Genomic DNA, 18,105 nt, shown 5'->3' on the forward strand with positions numbered 1-18,105 from the left:
CGGCATGACGCAGACACTCGACTACCGGCCCAAGGCCGGTGAGATCCCGACCCTCCCGGGCGTCTACCGGTTCAAGGACGCCAGGGGCCGGGTCCTCTACGTGGGCAAGGCCAAGAACCTCCGCGCACGGCTCAGCAACTACTTCGCGCCGCTGCCGAGCCTGCACGAGCGGACCCGGCGGATGGTCACCTCGGCCTCAGGCGTGGAGTGGACCGTCGTCGGCACCGACGTCGAGGCGCTCCAGCTCGAGTTCACCTGGATCAACGAGTTCGACCCGCCCTTCAACGTCAAGTTCCGCGACGACAAGTCGTACCCCTACATGGCGGTGACGCTGGGTGACGAGGCCCCGAGGGTGATGGTGACCCGCAACGCCAAGATCCGCGGGGCGCGGTACTTCGGTCCCTACCCGAAGATCTGGGCCATCCACGAGACCATCGACCTGATGATCAAGGCCTTCCCGATCCGCACCTGCAACGACTCGAACTACAAGCGGGCCATGCAGAGCGGGAAGCCCTGCTTCGCCTCCCAGATCGGCCGGTGCGGCGGTCCGTGCTCGCACCGCGTCACGTTCGCGGAGCACCGCGAGATGGTCGACCGCTTCGTCGCGTTCATGGGCAGCCACGATCGCAGGATGATCGGCGAGCTCGAGCGCGAGATGCGCGAGGCCGCCGGCGAGATGCAGTACGAGCGCGCCGGGAAGCTCCGCGATCAGGCCGCGGCACTCGACGCCGTGCTCGCCAAGAGCGCCGTCGTGCTCAAGGACAACGTCGACGTCGACCTCTACGCGATCGTGCACGACGAGCTCGCCGCCTCGGTGCAGCAGTTCCGCGTGCGGGGCGGCCGCATCCGCGGAGAGCGCGGCTGGGTCGTCGACAAGGAGCTCGACATGACCACGGCAGAGCTCGTCGACACCGCGCTCCAGGCCGCCTACGAGAACGGCGACATCCCGCCCAAGGAGGTCGTCGTCCCCGAGCTGCCGGAGGACAGCGAGGCGCTCGAGGAATGGCTCTCGAGCATCCGCGGGGCGAACGTGCGACTCCGTGCGGCGCAGCGCGGGGACAAGGCGGCGCTGCTCGAGACGGCCACGCAGAACGCCGGCCACTCGCTGATGCTCTACAAGACCCGCCGCTCCGCCGACTTCACCGCGCGGACCCAGGCGCTGGAGGACATCCGCGACGCCCTGGGCATGGCCGAGGCGCCGCTCCGGATGGAGTGCTACGACGTCTCGCACCTCAGCGGCACCAACATCGTCGCCTCGATGGTCGTCTTCGAGGACGGACTCGCCCGCAAGGACCAGTACCGGCGGTTCTCGATCGCGGAGTCGACCGACGACACGGAGTCGCTCCACCAGGTCCTCACGCGGCGCCTCGCGTACCTGAAGGAACCGGTCGAGCCGGCCGTCGTCGATCCCGAGACGGGGGAGGCGAAGCGCCGCAAGTTCGCCTACCCGCCGCACCTGCTGATCGTGGACGGCGGCCAGCCCCAGGTCGCCGCAGCGCAGCGCGCGCTCGACGAGTCCGGAGTCACGGGGATCACGCTGTGCGGGATCGCCAAGCGCCTCGAGGAGATCTGGCTCCCCGACTCCGACTTCCCGGTGATCCTGCCGCGCAACAGCGACGCGCTCTTCCTCTTCCAGCGGATCCGCGACGAGGCCCACCGCTTCGCCATCACGCACCAGCGGCAGCGGCGCAAGCGCGACATCGCGTCGCAGCTGAGCGAGATCCCCGGGCTCGGCGGCACGCGGGTGCGCGACCTGCTCAAGCACTTCGGGTCGGTCGCCCGGCTGCGGGAGGCCTCCGACGCCGAGATCGCCGAGGTCAAGGGCATCGGGCCGACGCTCGCCGCGGCCGTCCACGGGCACCTGCACCCCTGACGCCCCGGTCCGGCGCCCGAGCCCACGCCCTAGGCTGGACACCCGGACCTCCCCGAAGGAGGGCCCGAGACACCGGCACGAGCGACACCGTCCTGAGCACCACAGACACGAGCACGGAGAACCCAATGAGCACGGAGAGCGAGCAGCAGGACGTGCTGATCGTCACGGGGATGTCGGGCGCGGGCCGGTCCACGGCCGCGAACGCCCTCGAGGATCTCGGCTGGTACGTGGTCGACAACCTGCCGCCGCAGATGCTCCGCCCCCTGGTCGACCTCGCCCAGCGCGCGGGCGACACGCTGCCCAAGATCGCCGCCGTCGTCGATGTGCGCGGGCGCGACTTCTTCGCCGACCTCGGTGAGATCGTGCGGGAGCTGCGGGCCGGGGTCGACATCCGCGTCGTCTTCCTCGAGGCGACCGACGCGGCGCTCGTCCGCCGGTTCGAGCAGGTCCGCCGCCCGCACCCCCTCCAGGGGCGGGGCACACTGCTCGACGGCATCTCGGCCGAGCGCGGTCGACTGGCGCAGCTGCGCGAGTCGGCCGACATCGTGATCGACACCTCCGACCTCAACATCCACCAGCTCGCCACGAGCATCACCGAGCGGTTCGCCGAAGCGGGCCGTGCGGGTCTGCAGATCACCGTGATGAGCTTCGGCTTCAAGTACGGGCTGCCGACCGACGCCGACATGGTCGCCGACGCGCGCTTCCTGCCGAACCCCTACTGGATCCCGGAGCTGCGCCCGCACACCGGGCTCGACGAAGAAGTGCGAGAATACGTCCTGGCCCAGCAGGGGGCGGAGGAGTTCATCGATTCCTACTCGCGTGCCCTGCGCCCGGTGCTCGACGGCTACCAGCGCGAGAACAAGCGCCATGCGACGATCGCCATCGGATGCACGGGGGGCAAGCACCGCTCCGTCGCGGTCGCCGGCCGCATCGCGGCCCGACTGGCCGAGCTGCCGGGAGTCGCCGTCAACGTGGCGCACCGCGACCTCGGCCGAGAATGATTCCCGCGCGCTCCGCCGCGCACCCGACGTAAGGAAGACTCCGTGGCCCTCACCGCAGACGTCAAGGGCGAACTGGTCGCGATCGTGTCGCGCAAGAACACCGTCCGTGCCGCTGAACTGGCGACCGTCCTCCGCTTCTCCGGCGGACTGCACATCATCTCCAACCGCCTCGCGGTCGAGGTCGAGCTCGACTCCGCGGCGCTCGCGACCCGCGTGCGCCGCGACCTCGCCGAGCTCTACGGCGTCCGCAGCGAGGGGACGATCATCTCCGCCGGCGGGTCGCGCCGCACGACGAGCTGGCTCGTCCGGGTGGTCGAGGGCGGCGACACGCTCGCCCGCCAGACCGGTCTGCTCGACCAGCGCGGCCGGCCCGTGCGCGGTCTGCCCAACCGGCTGACCACCGGGGCGCGCGACGAGCTCGCGGCCGTCTGGCGCGGCGCGTTCCTCGCCCAGGGCTCGCTGACGGATCCCGGCCGCTCGGCGGCGCTCGAGATCGTGTGCCCCGGCAACGAGGCGGCGATGGCCATCGTCGGCGCGGCCGGACGCCTCGGCGTCCAGGCGAAGTCGCGCGAGGTGCGCGGCGTGCATCGCGTCGTCGTCCGCGACGGCGAGAGCATCAGCGCGATGCTCACGCTGATGGGCGCCACCTCGACCGTGGCGAGCTGGGAGGAGCTGCGCCAGCGCCGCGAGGTGCGGGCGACCGCGAACCGGCTCGTGAACTTCGACGACGCCAACCTCCGCCGGTCGGCCCAGGCCGCCGTCGCCGCCTGCTCGCGGGTCGAGCGCGCGATGGAGATCCTGGGGGAGGACATCCCCGAGCACCTGCGCTACGCCGGTCGCCTCCGCCTCGCCCACCGCGACGCGAGCCTCGACGAGCTCGGCCACCACGCCGACCCGCCGATGACGAAGGACGCGGTCGCGGGACGCATCCGCCGGCTCCTGGCGATGGCCGACAAGCGCGCCGCCGACCTCGACATCCCCGGCACCGACGCGAACCTGCCGGCCGAGCTGCGCGATCTCTGACCGGTCCACTCGGCGAACGCTGAGTGTCTCCTGGTTGAACGGGGGAGACCGTCCGAGTGCGGCGGGGCCTCGTCACTAGACTGGAAACGTCGCTCGGAACACGCCGGCGCCCGCTCCAGCGCCTCGCGCCGGACGGTCGGAGCCGGTGGGACTGCCGAGGTCGACGACCACGAACAGGAGATCGCACATGGCTGACTACACGCTCGCCGAACTGCCCTACGACTACTCGGCCCTCGAGCCGAACATCAGTGGGCGGATCATGGAACTGCACCACGACAAGCACCACGCCACCTACGTCACGGGCGCGAACACCGCCCTCGCCGCGCTCCAGGACGCCCGCGACAGCGAGAACCTCGCGAACGTCAACAAGCTCCAGAAGGACCTGGCGTTCAACCTCGCCGGGCACGTGAACCACACCGTGTTCTGGAACAACCTCTCGCCCGACGGCGGCGACAAGCCGGTCGGCGAGCTCGCCGCGGCGATCGACGACAACTTCGGCTCGTTCGACAAGTTCCGCGCCCACTTCACCGCCTCCGCCCTCGGCATCCAGGGCTCCGGCTGGTCGATCCTCGCGTGGGACTCGCTCGGCGAGAAGCTCATCATCGAGCAGCTGTACGACCACCAGGGCAACCTCGCCGCGGCCACCGTGCCCGTGCTGCTGCTCGACATGTGGGAGCACGCCTTCTACCTCGACTACGTCAACGTGAAGGCCGACTACGTCAAGGCGTTCTGGAACATCGTGAACTGGGCCGACGTGTCCGCGCGCTTCGAGAAGGCCCGCGAGAAGACTTCGGGCCTGCTGCTACTGTCGTAGCGATCTCGGCGTCCCGGGCCCCTGCCCGGGACGCTCGGGCCGCTCCACGGCCCTCTGCGATCCACCCCTCCACTGCACCGTCGAGGTGCCCTTCCTCATCAGGAGATATCTGTGTCCGTCAAGATCGGCATCAACGGCTTCGGTCGTATCGGCCGTAACTTCCTCCGTGCGGCCCTCGCCAAGGGCAGCGACCTCGAGATCGTCGCGGTCAACGACCTCACCGACAACAAGGCGCTCGCGCACCTCCTGAAGTACGACTCCATCACCGGCCGCCTCGACGCGACGGTGGAGCTCGACGGCGACAAGATCGTCGTCAACGGCAAGCCGATCATCGTCCTCGAGGAGCGCGACCCCGCGAACCTCCCCTGGGCCGAGCTGGGCGTCGACGTCGTCATCGAGTCGACCGGCCGCTTCACCAAGTCGGAGGACGCGCGCAAGCACATCACCGCCGGCGCCAAGAAGGTCATCGTCTCGGCCCCCGCGACCGGCAACGACGTCGCGACCATCGTGCTCGGCGTCAACGAGGGCACCTACGACCCCCAGGTCCACGACATCGTCTCGAACGCGTCGTGCACCACGAACTGCCTCGCGCCGCTCGCGAAGGTCCTGCTCGACAACTTCGGCATCGAGCGCGGTCTGATGACCACGGTCCACGCCTACACCGCCGACCAGAACCTGCAGGACGGCCCGCACAGCGACCTCCGCCGCGCGCGAGCCGCCGCGGTCAACATCATCCCGACGTCGACCGGTGCCGCCAAGGCCCTCGGCCTCGTCATCCCCGAGCTCGTCGGCAAGCTCGACGGCTACGCGCTGCGCGTCCCGGTCCCGACCGGCTCGATCACCGACCTCACCGTCGAGCTGACGAACCCGGCCACGGTCGAGGAGATCAACGCGGCCTACAAGGCCGCCGCCGAGGGTGACCTCAAGGGCATCCTCAAGTACACCGAGGACCCGATCGTCTCGAGCGACATCGTCACCGACCCGCACTCCTCGATCTTCGACGCCGGCCTCACCAAGGTCATCGGCAACCAGGTCAAGGTCGCCTCCTGGTACGACAACGAGTGGGGCTACTCCAACCGCCTCGTCGACGTCACCGAGCTCGTCGCCGGCAAGCTCTAAGGCCTGCAGCCTGTGACTTCGAACACCGTGGCGTTCCGCACTCTGGACTCACTGGGTTCCCTGACGGGCAAGTGCGTCGTCGTCCGCTGCGATCTGAACGTCCCCCTGAAGGACGGTTCGATCACGGACGACGGTCGCGTGCGCGCGTCGGTCCCCACGCTCCAGCGGCTCGTCGCCGAGGGTGCCCGAGTCGTGGTCGTGAGCCACCTCGGGCGCCCCGACGGTGAGCCCGACCCGAAGTACAGCCTCGCGCCCGTCGCGAAGCGCCTCGGCGAGCTCATCGACGCGCCGGTCGCCTTCGCCGAGGACACCGTCGGCGACGCCGCGACCTCGGCGGTCGACGGGCTCGGCGACGGCGAGATCGTCGTCCTCGAGAACCTGCGCTTCAACGCCGCCGAGACGAGCAAGGACGCGGACGAGCGCCGCTCCTTCGCCGAGAAGCTGGCCGCCTTCGGCGACGCCTTCGTCTCGGACGGCTTCGGCGTCGTGCACCGCAAGCAGGCGAGCGTCTACGAGCTCGCCCAGCTGCTCCCGAGTGCCGCCGGCACGCTCATCGCGGCCGAGCTCGACGTCCTCGACCGCCTCACCGAGAAGCCGGAGCGCCCCTACACGGTCGTGCTCGGCGGCTCGAAGGTCTCGGACAAGCTCGGCGTGATCGAGCACCTGCTGCCGCGGGTGGACTCGATCCTCATCGGCGGAGGCATGCTCTTCACCTTCCTCAAGGCCCAGGGCCACGAGGTCGGCGCGAGCCTGCTCGAGGCCGACCAGGTCGACGTCGTCCTCGGCTACCTCGCGAAGGCGGAGGAGCTGGGCGTCGAGATCGTGCTGCCGACGGACGTCGTGGTCGCCTCGAAGTTCGGGGCCGACGCGGAGTACGAGACGGCTGCGGCCGACGCGATCGAGGGCACCCCCTTCGGAGCGAGCGGCCTCGGTCTCGACATCGGCCCGGACACCGCGAAGCGCTTCGCCGAGATCGTCGCGGCGTCGAAGACGGTGTTCTGGAACGGCCCCATGGGCGTCTTCGAGCTCGAGCCGTTCGCGGCCGGCACGAAGGCCGTCGCCCAGGCCCTCACCGAGGTCGACGGACTCAGCGTCGTCGGCGGAGGAGACTCGGCCGCCGCGGTGCGCGCCCTCGGCTTCGAGGACGCGCAGTTCGGCCACATCTCGACGGGAGGCGGCGCGAGCCTCGAATTCCTCGAGGGCAAGCGACTCCCCGGACTGGAGGTCCTCGGATGGCAGTAGACAGCACGGGAGGCGTTCCCTCGTCCCTCGAGCGGACGCCCCTCATCGCCGGCAACTGGAAGATGAACCTGGACCACCTCCAGGCCATCGCGTTCGTCCAGAAGCTGGCGTGGAGCCTGAAGGACGCGAACCACGACTTCGACGGTGTCGAGGTCGCGGTCTTCCCGCCCTTCACCGACCTCCGCCCGGTCCAGATCCTCGTCGACTCCGACAAGCTGCCGCTCAAGTACGGCGCGCAGGACCTGTCCAAGTTCGACAGCGGGGCCTACACCGGCGAGATCTCGGGTCAGTTCCTGAAGCAGCTCGACTGCGACTACGTGATCGTCGGCCACTCGGAGCGTCGCACGCTCCACGGCGAGACGGACGCGGACATCGCGGCGAAGTCGGCCGCGGCGGTCAAGCACGGCGTCGCACCGATCATCTGCGTCGGCGAGACCGCGGAGGACCTCGAGAAGCACGGCCCCTCGGCCGTGCCCGTCGCGCAGCTGAAGGAGGCCCTCACCGGCCTGCCCGCGGACGCCGACCTCGTCGTCGCCTACGAGCCCGTCTGGGCCATCGGCTCCGGCCAGGCCGCGACGCCCGAGCAGGCCCAGCAGGTCTGCAAGGCGCTCCGCGACGTCGTCGCCGAGATCCTCGGAGCCGACACCGCGGCGAAGACCCGGATCCTCTACGGCGGCTCCGTGAAGTCCGGCAACATCGCCGGCTTCATGCGCGAGCCCGACGTCGACGGAGCCCTCGTCGGAGGCGCCAGCCTCCAGGTCGACGAGTTCGCGGCGATCGCGCGCTTCCGCAATCACGTAGGCGTCTGAGTTCCTGCGACGAAGGGGCGGGCCCGCCGGGCCCGCCCCTTCGTCGTCCACGCCGCTCCCCGCGCGGCGTGGCGCAGTCGGCCCCCAAGCATGGTCGCGCTCTGAGGAGCGTCCTGCGTCCGGCTACGCCGATTCGCTCGCACGCGAATCGTCGGTTCGGCGGTGCCCTTCTTCACGCCGCTCGTCGCGCGGCGTTACGCGGTCGGCTCCCACGGATGGTCGCGCTCTGAGGAGCGTCCTGCGTCCGGCTACGACGATTCGCTCGCACGCGAATCGTCGGTTCGGCGGTGCCCTTCTTCACGCCGCTCGTCGCGCGGCGTTACGCGGTCGGCTCCCACGGATGGTCGCGCTCTGAGGAGCGTCCTGCGTCCGGCTACGACGATTCGCTCGCACGCGAATCGTCGGTTCGCCTCGAACAGAGGGCGATCTGCAGGCTGACCTTCAAGGGTCGGGCTGTCGCGATCATGCTGTCGAGTAGCCCCCGAAGGGGTGTATCGAGACCCCTCCTGCGTCACAGGGCGGTGGGGAGACCGCCGTACTGATCGTGGGGGTCTCGATGACCGGACGTCGACGCGAGCTGCCCGCGCCGTCTCCGCCGTGCTCCGGACGCGGACGGGAGGGGTGGCCTCGTCGCAGCGCCTGGCTCGGGTCTGGCGGGCGCCGCGCAGCGGCGCGGGATGGCGCTGTGGCGAGGCCACCCCTCCCGTCCCACTGCCAGCACCGACCCTCATCGGCCGCGACGTATACCGCCGCCGGAACAGGGGGCGTGGTTTCGTCGGGGGATTCGCAGGCGCCCGTTATACTCGACGGGGCGCGCAACGCGCCAGAACTTCGAAAGGTACCGCGTGGACATCCTCCAGGTCGTGCTCCAGGTCGTCCTGGGCATCACGAGCCTCCTGCTCACCATGCTGATCCTGCTCCACAAGGGGCGCGGCGGCGGTCTGTCCGACATGTTCGGCGGCGGAGTGACCTCCAACCTGGGCGCCTCCGGCGTCGCAGAGCGCAATCTGAACCGCATCACCGTGATCCTCGGCCTCGTCTGGGTCGCGAGCATCGTGGTTCTCGGTCTCATCACCAAGTTCGACACCGGAGCATAGGGGTACACGGAATGGCATCAGGCGGCAGTGCAATCCGCGGTTCGCGCGTCGGCGCGGGACCCATGGGCGAGCAGGACCGGGGCTTCCACGCGGAGCGCGTCGCGGTCTCCTACTGGGACGCCCTCGGCAACGAGACGGTGCGCCACTTCTCGGCGGCCCTCCCCGAGGACGAGATCCCCGAGGTCATCGACTCCCCGCAGTCGGGACTTCCGGCCGGTCGTGACCGGGCGAACCCCCCTCAGGTCGCGAAGACCGAGCCCTACAAGACGCACCTCGCCTACGTGAAGGAGCGTCGCACCGAGGCCGAGGCCGCGCAGCTCCTCGAGGAGGCGCTGCAGCAGCTCCGTGCACGCCGCGGGACCGCGACGCCGTCCTGATCGGCGTCACGGCCGACGAACGCCGAAGGGCCCGACCCCCGCGAGGGAGTCGGGCCCTTCGGCGTTCCGGACTCAGTAGCTCGGAGCGATGAGCGACTCGGGGACCTCGGCCGCAGCCTCCTGGTCGACGAAGAACACCGTGCGCTTGCGTCCGAAGGCGCCCGCCGCCGGCACCTCGTTGGTGCTCGCGCCGGCGAGCGCGAGTCCGAGGGCCGACGCCTTGTCGGCGCCCGCGAGGACCATCCAGATCCGGTCGGACTGATTGATCAGCGGGAGCGTGAGCGTGAGGCGCTCCGGCGGCGGCTTGGGCGAGTTGCGGACCGGCAGGACGCCCGGCTGCGGGTGGCGGATGGCGGAGCGCTCGGGGAAGAGCGAGGCGATGTGCCCGTCGGGCCCGACGCCGAGGAAGGTGATGTCGAAGCGCGGGTACTCGCGCCCCTCCGTCGCGTGGGCGCGGAGCTCGGAGTCGTACACCGCCGCGGCGGCGTCGAGGTCGATGCCCTCGTCGGACGCCGGGTAGGAGTGGACGTTCTCGCTCGGCACGCCGAGCGTCGTGAAGAGGTCGCCCGCCTGCACGTCGTTGCGGTCCTCGTGCCCGCGGGGCACCCAGCGCTCGTCGCCCCACCAGAAGTGGACCCGCGACCAGTCGACGTTCCCCGCGGCCGACGAGGTGGCGATCTCCTTGAGGGTCGCCGCTCCCATCGTGCCGCCCGTGAGGACGACGTTCGCCGACCCGAGGTCGTCGAGGATGTCGATCGTCTTGGTCAGGAATCGCGCGGCGACCGAGCCGGCGAGGGTCTGCTTGTCGCGGTGGACGAGGACACGACGTTCGGTGGTCATGCAGGGTCTCCTTGGGGTGGTCGCCGATCGGCGGATGGTCGACTCCGGGGCAGGATGCGCCGGCCTGCAGTGCAGGCCGGCGGCATCAGGACGCGGTGCGGGCTCCGGACTTCTCCGAGAGCATGTCCACACCGCGCGAGATGACTTCACCGTACAGGTCATCCGGGTCGAGCCTGCGCAGCTCCTCCGCCAGGCAGTCCCGGAGGCTGCGGCGGGGGAGGGAGATGTCGTGAACGGGCTGATCCGGCTGGGTCAGCGTCGCCACGTTGGGGATGGAGCGCTCGAGCTCGATGACGCCCGACTCGCGGAAGAGCCGCACGCCGTGGATCCCGCTGGAGCCGGTCGCGCTGATGGTCAGCTCGTGGTCGACGGGGATGTCGAGCTCGAGCTGCAGCCAGGCGGCGAGCAGGATCGTCGAGGGCGAGTCCGGGGCGCCGGAGACCTCGACCGCGGTGATCGGCTCGTAGGGCGGCTGGTCCAGCACGGCCGCCAGCTGGGCGCGCCACAGGGTCAGCCGCGTCCAGGCGAAGTCCGTGTCGCCGGGGGCGTAGGTGGAGGCGAGGTGGTGCAGCGCCTCCGCCGGGTTGGACTGCGCGGAGGCGTCGGTGATGCGGCGGGTCGCGATGCGTCCGATGGGCGACTGCGAGGCGCTCTCGGGCGCACTGTTGGGCCACCAGGCGACCACGGGGGCGTCGGGCAGGAGGAGCCCGGTGACGAGGCTCTCCTCGTCGCTCGCGGCGTCGCCGAACGGGCGGAGCACGACGACCTCGCTCGCGCCCGCGTCGCCGCCGACGCGGATCTGCGCGTCGACCCGGGGGGTCGCGTCGACGGGGACGGTGGTGAGCCCGTCGTCCTTCGAGACGACGATGACGCGCATCGGGTGCTCGCGCGAGGCGTCGTTGGCGGCGTCGATCGCCTCCTCCTCGTGGCCCCGCGAGGTCGCGATGATGAGGGTGAGGACGCGGCCGAGGGCGACGGCGCCGCCCTCCTCGCGGATCTTGACGAGGGTCTTCGAGACCTCGCTCGTCGTGGTGTCGGGCAGATCGACGATCATGGGCGCCTCCAGGTGCGGCCGTCGCGGGCGAGGAGCTCGTCGGCGGATTCGGGGCCCCAGGTTCCGGGGCGGTACTGCTCGGGCTGTCCCTGCGTCGTCCAGTACTCCTCGATCGGGTCGAGGATCTTCCAGGACAGCTCGACCTCCTCGTGCCGCGGGAACAGCGGCGGCTCGCCCAGGAGGACGTCGAGGATGAGGCGCTCGTACGCCTCCGGGCTGGCCTCGGTGAACGCGTGGCCGTAGCCGAAGTCCATCGTGACGTCGCGCACCTGCATGCCGGCGCCGGGCACCTTCGAGCCGAAGCGCATGGTCACGCCCTCGTCGGGCTGCACGCGGATGACGAGCGCGTTCTGGCCGAGCGACGTGGTCTGGCTCTCGGCGAAGAGCTGCTGCGGCGCGCGCTTGAAGACGACCGCGATCTCGGTCACGCGACGGCCGAGGCGCTTGCCCGCTCGCAGGTAGAAGGGGACACCGGCCCAGCGGCGGGTGCCGATGTCGAGGCGCATCGCGGCGAAGGTCTCGGTGGTCGAGGTGGGGCTCATGCCGTCCTCCTCGAGGAAGCCGAGGACCTTCTCGCCGCCCTGCCATCCTCCGGAGTACTGTCCGCGCGCGGTGACCGTGGAGAGGTCCTTCGGCAGACGGACGGCGGCGAGCACCTTCTCCTTCTCGGCGCGCAGGTCGGCGGCGTCGAAGGAGATGGGCTCCTCCATCGCCGTGAGGGCGAGGAGCTGCAGCAGGTGGTTCTGGATGACGTCGCGGGCGGCGCCGATGCCGTCGTAGTAGCCGGCGCGGCCGCCCACTCCGATGTCCTCGGCCATCGTGATCTGCACGTGGTCGACGTAGTTCGAGTTCCAGAGGGGCTCGTACATCATGTTGGCGAAGCGCAGCGCCAGGATGTTCTGGACCGTCTCCTTGCCGAGGTAGTGGTCGATCCGGAAGACGGAGTCGGGCGGGAAGACCGACTCGACGACGGAGTTCAGCTCACGGGCGGTCTTGAGGTCGCTGCCGAAGGGCTTCTCGATGACGACGCGTCGCCACTGGCCCTCCTTCTGCTCGGCGAGTCCGGAGTTGCGGAGCTGCTCGGTCACCTGGGGGAACGACTTGGGCGGGATCGAGAGGTAGAAGGCGAAGTTGCCGTTCGTCCCGCGCTCGCGGTCGAGCTCGTCGACGGTGGTCTTCAGGCGCGCGAAGGCGTCGGGGTCGTCGAACTCGCCCTGCACGAAGCGGATGCCCTGCGCGAGCTGGGTCCAGACCTCCTCGTGGAACTCGGTGCGCGCGTACTTCTTGACGGAGTCGTGCACGACCTTCTCGAAGTCCTGGTCGTCCCAGTCGCGCCGGGCGAAGCCCACGAGCGCGAACCCGGGCGGGAGGAGGCCGCGGTTGGCCAGGTCGTAGACCGCCGGCATGAGCTTCTTGCGGGAGAGGTCGCCGGTGACTCCGAAGATCACGAGGCCGCTGGGGCCCGCGATCCGGTTCAACCGGCGATCGAAGCTCAACCGCAGGGGGTTGAACTCGGGGGTGATGTCCACAGACATGTGCAGTGTCCTTCTGTGTGCCGGGGCGGCCGGTGGTGCCGGCCGCTTCGGCGCACTGCTATCGGTGACGGAGGGGGAGGGGACGCCCGCCCGCTCCGGTGAGGGCTTGCGATCGCGACCCGGGAGGAGCCGCGCGGACGACCGCGGGCACGCCGCACCGGCTCCCGGGGGAGCGCGGGGCGGCGTGCCCGTCTGGTCAGGTGTTGAGCGCCTCGAAGAGCGCCTCGAGGTCGGCCTCGGGGTCGGTCAGCGTGAGCGTGAGCACCGGGCGACCGTGCTCGGCGAGCACGCTCGCGTCGCCGGCGGCCTGGGCCAGGATCAGCTGTCCGAAGGTGAACGGGCTCTCGGGGATCTCGAGATCCGTGCTCGCGCGCTCGGTGATCTGGAGGAAGACGCCGGTCGGCGCTCCGCCCTTGTGGTACTGACCGGTCGAGTGCAGGAAGCGAGGGCCCCAGCCGAAGGTCACGGGACGCTGCGCCTGCGCGGCCAGGAGGTCGCGGACGCCCTCCAGCTGCGGGAGGGCGAGGCGGTCGACGTAGGCCTGGATCGAGACGTAGCCGCCCTCGCCCAGCTGCGCGAGCAGGAGGTCGACGGCCTGGGCCACGGTCGAGACGCCCTCGGTGACGGCGGCGGTCCCGGTGACCTCGATGCCGGCATCGGTGAAGGCCGGCGCGGCCGGCTCCGGGCGCTTCTCGAGCAGGGCGCGGGTCGCGATCTTCGCCGACTCGACGTCGGGCTGGTCGAACGGGTTGATCCCGAGCAGACGACCCGCGACGGCGACGGCGTACTCCCACGTCAGCATCTGCGCGCCGAGCGAACCGGAGAGGAGGATCTCGCCCTCGTGCCGGTCGCGGGGGAACAGGTGGAGCGCGGTCGCGTCCTCGACGAGACGGACGACCTGCACGTCGGGCAGATCCTCCGAGAGCTCGGGCGCGAGGGTGCCGAGGACGACGGGGAGGATCCCCGTGCCGTCCTTGCCGGTGGACTCGGCGATGAGCTGCTCCGCCCAGTCGGCGAAGCCCACGATGTGGGTCCCGTCGGCGACGATCGCGAGCTTGTCGCGTCGCGGGCTGGTCGCGGCGATCGCCGCGCCCAGGATCAGCCCCGGGTTCTCGGGGGTGTCCACCGCCAGGCCGAGCGACGCCTCCGACGCCTCGTCGAGCAGCGCCTCGATGTCGGCGCCGGCGAGACCGGACGGCACGAGGCCGAAGGCCGAGAGCGCCGAGAAGCGGCCGCCGATGTTCGGGTCGGCGTTGAAGACGCGGTAGCCCGCCTCGCGCGAGGAGGAGTCGAGCGGGGAGCCCGGGTCGGTCACGATCACGATGCGGTCGAGCGGGTCGATCCCGGCCTCGGTGAACGCCTTCTCGTAGGCCTTCTTCTGGCTCGCGGTCTCGACGGTCGAACCCGACTTGGACGAGATCACGACGGCCGTCGTGGCGAGGCGGTCCTGCAGCGCGGCCAGGACCTGACCGGGGGCGGTCGAGTCGAGGACGGTGAGCTCGACGCCCGCGGTGCGGGTGATGACCTCGGGCGCGAGTGACGAGCCGCCCATGCCGCCGAGGACGATGTGGTCGATGCCCTTCGCCTGGAACTCCTCGCGGAGGGCGAGGATCTGCGGGATGAGGGGACGCGAGACGGTGGTCGACTCGGTCCAGCCGAGGCGCTTGGCCGCCTCCTCCTCCGCCGCGGCGCCCCAGAGCGTGGGGACCTGGGCGGTGATGCCGGAGGCGACCTCGTCGGCGACGAGATCGGGGACGACGCGGTCGACGGCCTTCTCGGCGTCACCGCTGACGTGGATCTGGATCGTCATGGCTCAGGCCTGCGCCTTCGCGCCCTCGAGCGCGGCGGTGACGGTGTCGAGCAGCTCGTTCCAGGAGACGATGAACTTCTCGACGCCCTCCTTCTCGAGCAGCTCGGTGACGTCGGCGTACGAGACGCCCTGCGCGGCCACGGCGTCGAGGACGGCGTTCGCGTCGGCGTAGGAGCCGGTGACGGTGTCGCCGGTGATCTCGCCGTGGTCGAAGGTCGCCTCGAGGGTCTTCTCGGGCATCGTGTTGACGACGCCGGCCGCGACGAGCTCGGTCACGTAGAGGGTGTCGGGGAGGTCGGTCGACTTGACGCCGGTCGAGGCCCACAGCGGGCGCTGGCGGTTCGCGCCCGACTCCTGCAGCAGGAGCGCGCGCTCGGTGGCGAACGCCTCGACGAAGACCTCGTAGGCGAGCTGCGCGTTGGCGACGCCCGACTTGCTCTTGAGCGCGCGGGCCTCGTCGGTGCCGACGGCCTCGAGGCGCTTGTCGATCTCGGTGTCGACGCGCGAGACGAAGAACGAGGCGACGGAGTGGATGGTCGACAGGTCGATGCCGGCCTCCTTGGCCTTCTCGAGGCCGGCGAGGTACGCGTTGATGACCGCGCGGTAGCGGGCGAGCGAGAAGATCAGGGTCACGTTGACCGAGATGCCGGAGCCGATGACCTCGGTGATCGCCTCGAGGCCCTCGACGGTCGCGGGGATCTTGATCATCGCGTTGGGGCGGTCGACCTTGGCCCAGAGGGCCTTGGCCTGCTCGATGGTGCCCTGCGCGTCGTGCGCGAGGCCCGGCTCGACCTCGATCGAGACGCGGCCGTCGTAGCCGTGGGACGCGTCGTAGATCGGGCGGAAGATGTCGGACGCGGCGGCGACGTCGTCGGTCGTGATCTCGAAGACGGCGTCGGTCACCGAGGCGCCGGAGGCGGCGAGCTCGCGCACCTGGGCGTCGTAGGACTCGCCGTTCGCGAGGGCCGCGGCGAAGATCGTGGGGTTGGTGGTGACTCCGACGACGTTCTTCTCGTCGATCAGCTTCTGCAGTCCTCCGGAGGAGATGCGCGAGCGCGACAGGTCGTCGAGCCAGATGCTGACGCCGGCGGCGGAGAGCTCTGCGGTGGGGGTGTTCTCAGTCATGTCTCTTCTTCTTCGTGCGTAGGTGGAACGGGTAGCGGGGGGAGTCGTCGGGCTGACGGCGAAGGCCGCGTCCGTGGTGGACGCGGCCTTCGGGGTCAGGAAGCCTCGATCGACTCCTTCGCGGCGGTGAGGGCCGCGTCGGTGGTGATCCCGAACTCGCGGAACAGGGTCTTGTAGTCGGCGGAGGCGCCGAAGTGCTCGATGGAGACCGAGCGGCCGGCGTCGCCGACGTACTTCTGCCAGCCGAGGCTCAGTCCGGCCTCGATCGACACGCGCGCCTTCACGGAGGAGGGGAGCACCTTCTCGCGGTACTCCGCGTCCTGCTCCTCGAACCACTCGAGCGAGGGAGCCGAGACGACGCGGGCGTTGACGCCCTCGCCCTTCAGCAGCTCGCGCGCCTCGACGGCGATCTGCAGCTCGGAGCCGGTGGCGATGAAGATGACGTCCGGGGTGCCGTTCGGGGCCTCGGCCAGGATGTACGCGCCGCGGGCGACGTTCGAGGCGTGAGCGAAGGTCTCGCCCTCGGCCTCGCCCTCGCCGCGCTCGAACACCGGGATGTTCTGACGGGTGAGCGCCAGACCGGCCGGTCCCTCACGGCGCTCCAGGATGGTCTTCCAGGCGTAGGCGACCTCGTTCGCGTCGCCGGGGCGGACGATGTCCAGTCCCGGGATCGCGCGCAGGGCGGCCAGCTGCTCGACCGGCTGGTGCGTCGGGCCGTCCTCGCCGAGGGCGACGGAGTCGTGCGTCCAGACGTAGATCGCCGGCGCCTTCATGAGCGCGGCGAGACGGACAGCCGGGCGCATGTAGTCGGAGAAGATCAGGAACGTGCCGCCGAAGGGGCGGGTGTTGCCGTGCAGGACGATGCCGTTGAGGATCGCGCCCATGGCGTGCTCGCGGATGCCGAAGTGCAGCACGCGGCCGCCCTTCTTGCCGGTCCACTCGTGCGTCGAGAACTCCGTCGGGACGAAGGAGCCCGCTCCCTCGATCGTCGTGTTGTTCGACTCGGCGAGGTCGGCGGAGCCGCCCCAGAGCTCGGGCACGACGCCGGCGAGGGCGTTGATGACCTTGCCGGACGCGGCGCGGGTCGAGACCTCCTTGCCGGGCTCGAAGACCGGCAGCGCCTCCTGGACGCCCTCGGGGAGCTCGCCGCTGAGGACGCGGTCGAGGAGGACCTTCTTGTCGGGGTTGGCGCTCGCCCACGCGTCGAACTGCTCGTTCCACTCGGCGTGCGCCGCCTGGCCGCGCTCGACGGCCTTGCGGGTGTGCTCGATGACCTCGTCGGCGACGTCGAAGGTCTTCTCGGGGTCGAAGCCGAGCACCTCCTTGAGGCCGCGCAGCTCGTCGGCGCCGAGCGCCGAGCCGTGGATCTTGCCGGTGTTCTGCTTCTTCGGCGACGGCCAGCCGATGATGGTGCGCAGGATGATGAGCGACGGCTTGTCGGTCTCGCCCTTGGCGGCCTCGATGGCGGCGTGGAGCTCGGCGACGTCCTCGTGGTACTCGCCGGTCTTCTTCCAGTCGACGACCTGCACCTGCCAGTCGTAGGCCTCGTAGCGGGCCTTGACGTCCTCGGTGAAGGCGATGTTGGTGTCGTCCTCGATCGAGATCTGGTTGGAGTCGTAGATGACGACGAGGTTGCCGAGCTTCTGGTGGCCGGCCAGCGAGGAGGCCTCGCTGGTCACGCCCTCCTGCAGGTCGCCGTCGCCGGCGATGACGTAGACGAAGTGGTCGAACGGCGAGTCGCCGGCGGCGGCCTCGGGGTCGAACAGGTCGCGCTCGAAGCGCGAGGCGTAGGCGAAGCCCACGGCGGAGGCGAGGCCCTGGCCGAGCGGGCCGGTCGTGATCTCGACGCCGTCGGTGTGGCCGTACTCGGGGTGGCCCGGGGTCTTCGAGCCCCAGGTGCGCAGCGCCTTGAGGTCGTCGAGCTCGAGGCCGTAGCCGCCCAGGTAGAACTGGACGTACTGCGTCAGCGAGGAGTGGCCGACCGACAGGATGAAGCGGTCGCGTCCGATCCAGGTGGCGTCGGACGGGTCGCGGCGCATGACCTTCTGGAACAGGAGGTAGGCGGCGGGCGCGAGGCTCATGGCGGTTCCGGGATGGCCGTTGCCGACCTTCTCGACCGCATCCGCGGCGAGGACCCTCGCCGTGTCGACTGCCTTCTCGTCAATGGATTCCCATTGCAGTTCTGACACTTGGTACTGACCCTTCTCGAGACGTGGGGGAGACGGGGACCGTCCGCCCTCTCGCATGGTGGAGCACGCCGCATGACGACATCGGCACGATGCTCCGGCGACGACCCTCTCCGGTGCGCGTCGCGACCGATCGGTCGGATGCGCCGGGGTGCGTGCCGGGGGCTCTGGCGAGCACCTCCGATCATACCGAGGGGGGT

General features: G+C 70.4%; 15 protein-coding genes. 9 read left to right on the plus strand and 6 right to left on the minus strand.

Features of this window, described 5'->3' with window-relative positions:
- The first annotated feature begins 4 nt into the window (after positions 1-4).
- From uvrC to GSU68_RS08500, 9 genes are all read left to right on the plus strand, one after another.
- A complete protein-coding gene (gene uvrC / locus GSU68_RS08460) occupies positions 5-1,873 on the plus strand; it encodes an excinuclease ABC subunit UvrC (protein WP_159907238.1) in 1,869 nt (622 codons plus the stop codon).
- A gap of 125 nt (positions 1,874-1,998) precedes the next feature.
- Positions 1,999-2,874 (plus strand): RNase adapter RapZ, encoded by an 876-nt coding sequence (gene rapZ, locus GSU68_RS08465; protein ID WP_159907240.1) that lies wholly within the window; start codon positions 1,999-2,001, stop codon positions 2,872-2,874.
- A gap of 42 nt (positions 2,875-2,916) precedes the next feature.
- Complete coding sequence (whiA, locus tag GSU68_RS08470) at positions 2,917-3,897, plus strand: DNA-binding protein WhiA (RefSeq protein WP_159907242.1); 981 nt, start codon at positions 2,917-2,919, stop codon at positions 3,895-3,897.
- A gap of 187 nt (positions 3,898-4,084) precedes the next feature.
- A complete protein-coding gene (locus GSU68_RS08475) occupies positions 4,085-4,711 on the plus strand; it encodes a superoxide dismutase (protein ID WP_056042809.1) in 627 nt (208 codons plus the stop codon).
- A gap of 111 nt (positions 4,712-4,822) precedes the next feature.
- Entirely contained in the window at positions 4,823-5,830 is a 1,008-nt protein-coding gene (gene gap, locus GSU68_RS08480; RefSeq protein ID WP_159907244.1) for a type I glyceraldehyde-3-phosphate dehydrogenase, read from the plus strand.
- A gap of 27 nt (positions 5,831-5,857) precedes the next feature.
- Positions 5,858-7,072: a phosphoglycerate kinase gene (locus GSU68_RS08485; protein WP_159910206.1), complete on the plus strand. Its 1,215-nt coding sequence runs from the start codon at positions 5,858-5,860 to the stop codon at positions 7,070-7,072.
- Positions 7,063-7,881, plus strand: coding sequence for a triose-phosphate isomerase (gene tpiA / locus GSU68_RS08490; protein ID WP_159907246.1), 819 nt, complete (start codon positions 7,063-7,065; stop codon positions 7,879-7,881). Before GSU68_RS08485 ends, tpiA begins: the two co-directional genes overlap by 10 nt.
- 845 nt (positions 7,882-8,726) lie before the next feature.
- Positions 8,727-8,978 (plus strand): preprotein translocase subunit SecG, encoded by a 252-nt coding sequence (secG, locus tag GSU68_RS08495; RefSeq protein WP_056042800.1) that lies wholly within the window; start codon positions 8,727-8,729, stop codon positions 8,976-8,978.
- A gap of 11 nt (positions 8,979-8,989) precedes the next feature.
- Positions 8,990-9,355 carry an RNA polymerase-binding protein RbpA gene (locus tag GSU68_RS08500; RefSeq protein WP_055791968.1) on the plus strand — a complete coding sequence of 122 codons (366 nt, stop codon included), beginning with the start codon at positions 8,990-8,992 and terminating at the stop codon, positions 9,353-9,355.
- Between the two features lie 72 nt (positions 9,356-9,427).
- Here the strand turns inward: GSU68_RS08500 and pgl are convergent, their stop codons facing one another.
- The 6 genes from pgl to tkt all read right to left on the minus strand — a co-directional run bounded on the left by pgl (position 9,428) and on the right by tkt (position 17,908).
- A complete protein-coding gene (pgl, locus tag GSU68_RS08505; RefSeq protein ID WP_159907248.1) occupies positions 9,428-10,195 on the minus strand; it encodes a 6-phosphogluconolactonase in 768 nt (255 codons plus the stop codon).
- Positions 10,196-10,280: 85 nt separating this feature from the next.
- On the minus strand, positions 10,281-11,249 hold the full coding sequence (locus GSU68_RS08510; protein ID WP_159907250.1) for a glucose-6-phosphate dehydrogenase assembly protein OpcA: 969 nt from the start codon (positions 11,247-11,249) through the stop codon (positions 10,281-10,283).
- Positions 11,246-12,784 (minus strand): glucose-6-phosphate dehydrogenase, encoded by a 1,539-nt coding sequence (gene zwf / locus GSU68_RS08515; protein WP_159907252.1) that lies wholly within the window; start codon positions 12,782-12,784, stop codon positions 11,246-11,248. The genes GSU68_RS08510 and zwf overlap by 4 nt, the downstream gene beginning before the upstream one ends.
- Positions 12,785-12,980: 196 nt before the next feature.
- Positions 12,981-14,594 (minus strand): glucose-6-phosphate isomerase, encoded by a 1,614-nt coding sequence (locus GSU68_RS08520; RefSeq protein ID WP_159907254.1) that lies wholly within the window; start codon positions 14,592-14,594, stop codon positions 12,981-12,983.
- Positions 14,595-14,597: 3 nt separating this feature from the next.
- Positions 14,598-15,719: a transaldolase gene (tal, locus tag GSU68_RS08525; RefSeq protein ID WP_159907256.1), complete on the minus strand. Its 1,122-nt coding sequence runs from the start codon at positions 15,717-15,719 to the stop codon at positions 14,598-14,600.
- 95 nt (positions 15,720-15,814) lie between these two features.
- A complete protein-coding gene (gene tkt / locus GSU68_RS08530) occupies positions 15,815-17,908 on the minus strand; it encodes a transketolase (RefSeq protein WP_159907258.1) in 2,094 nt (697 codons plus the stop codon).
- Positions 17,909-18,105: the final 197 nt, after the last annotated feature.

The organism is Rathayibacter sp. VKM Ac-2759, assembly GCF_009834225.1.
Classification (GTDB): domain Bacteria; phylum Actinomycetota; class Actinomycetes; order Actinomycetales; family Microbacteriaceae; genus Rathayibacter.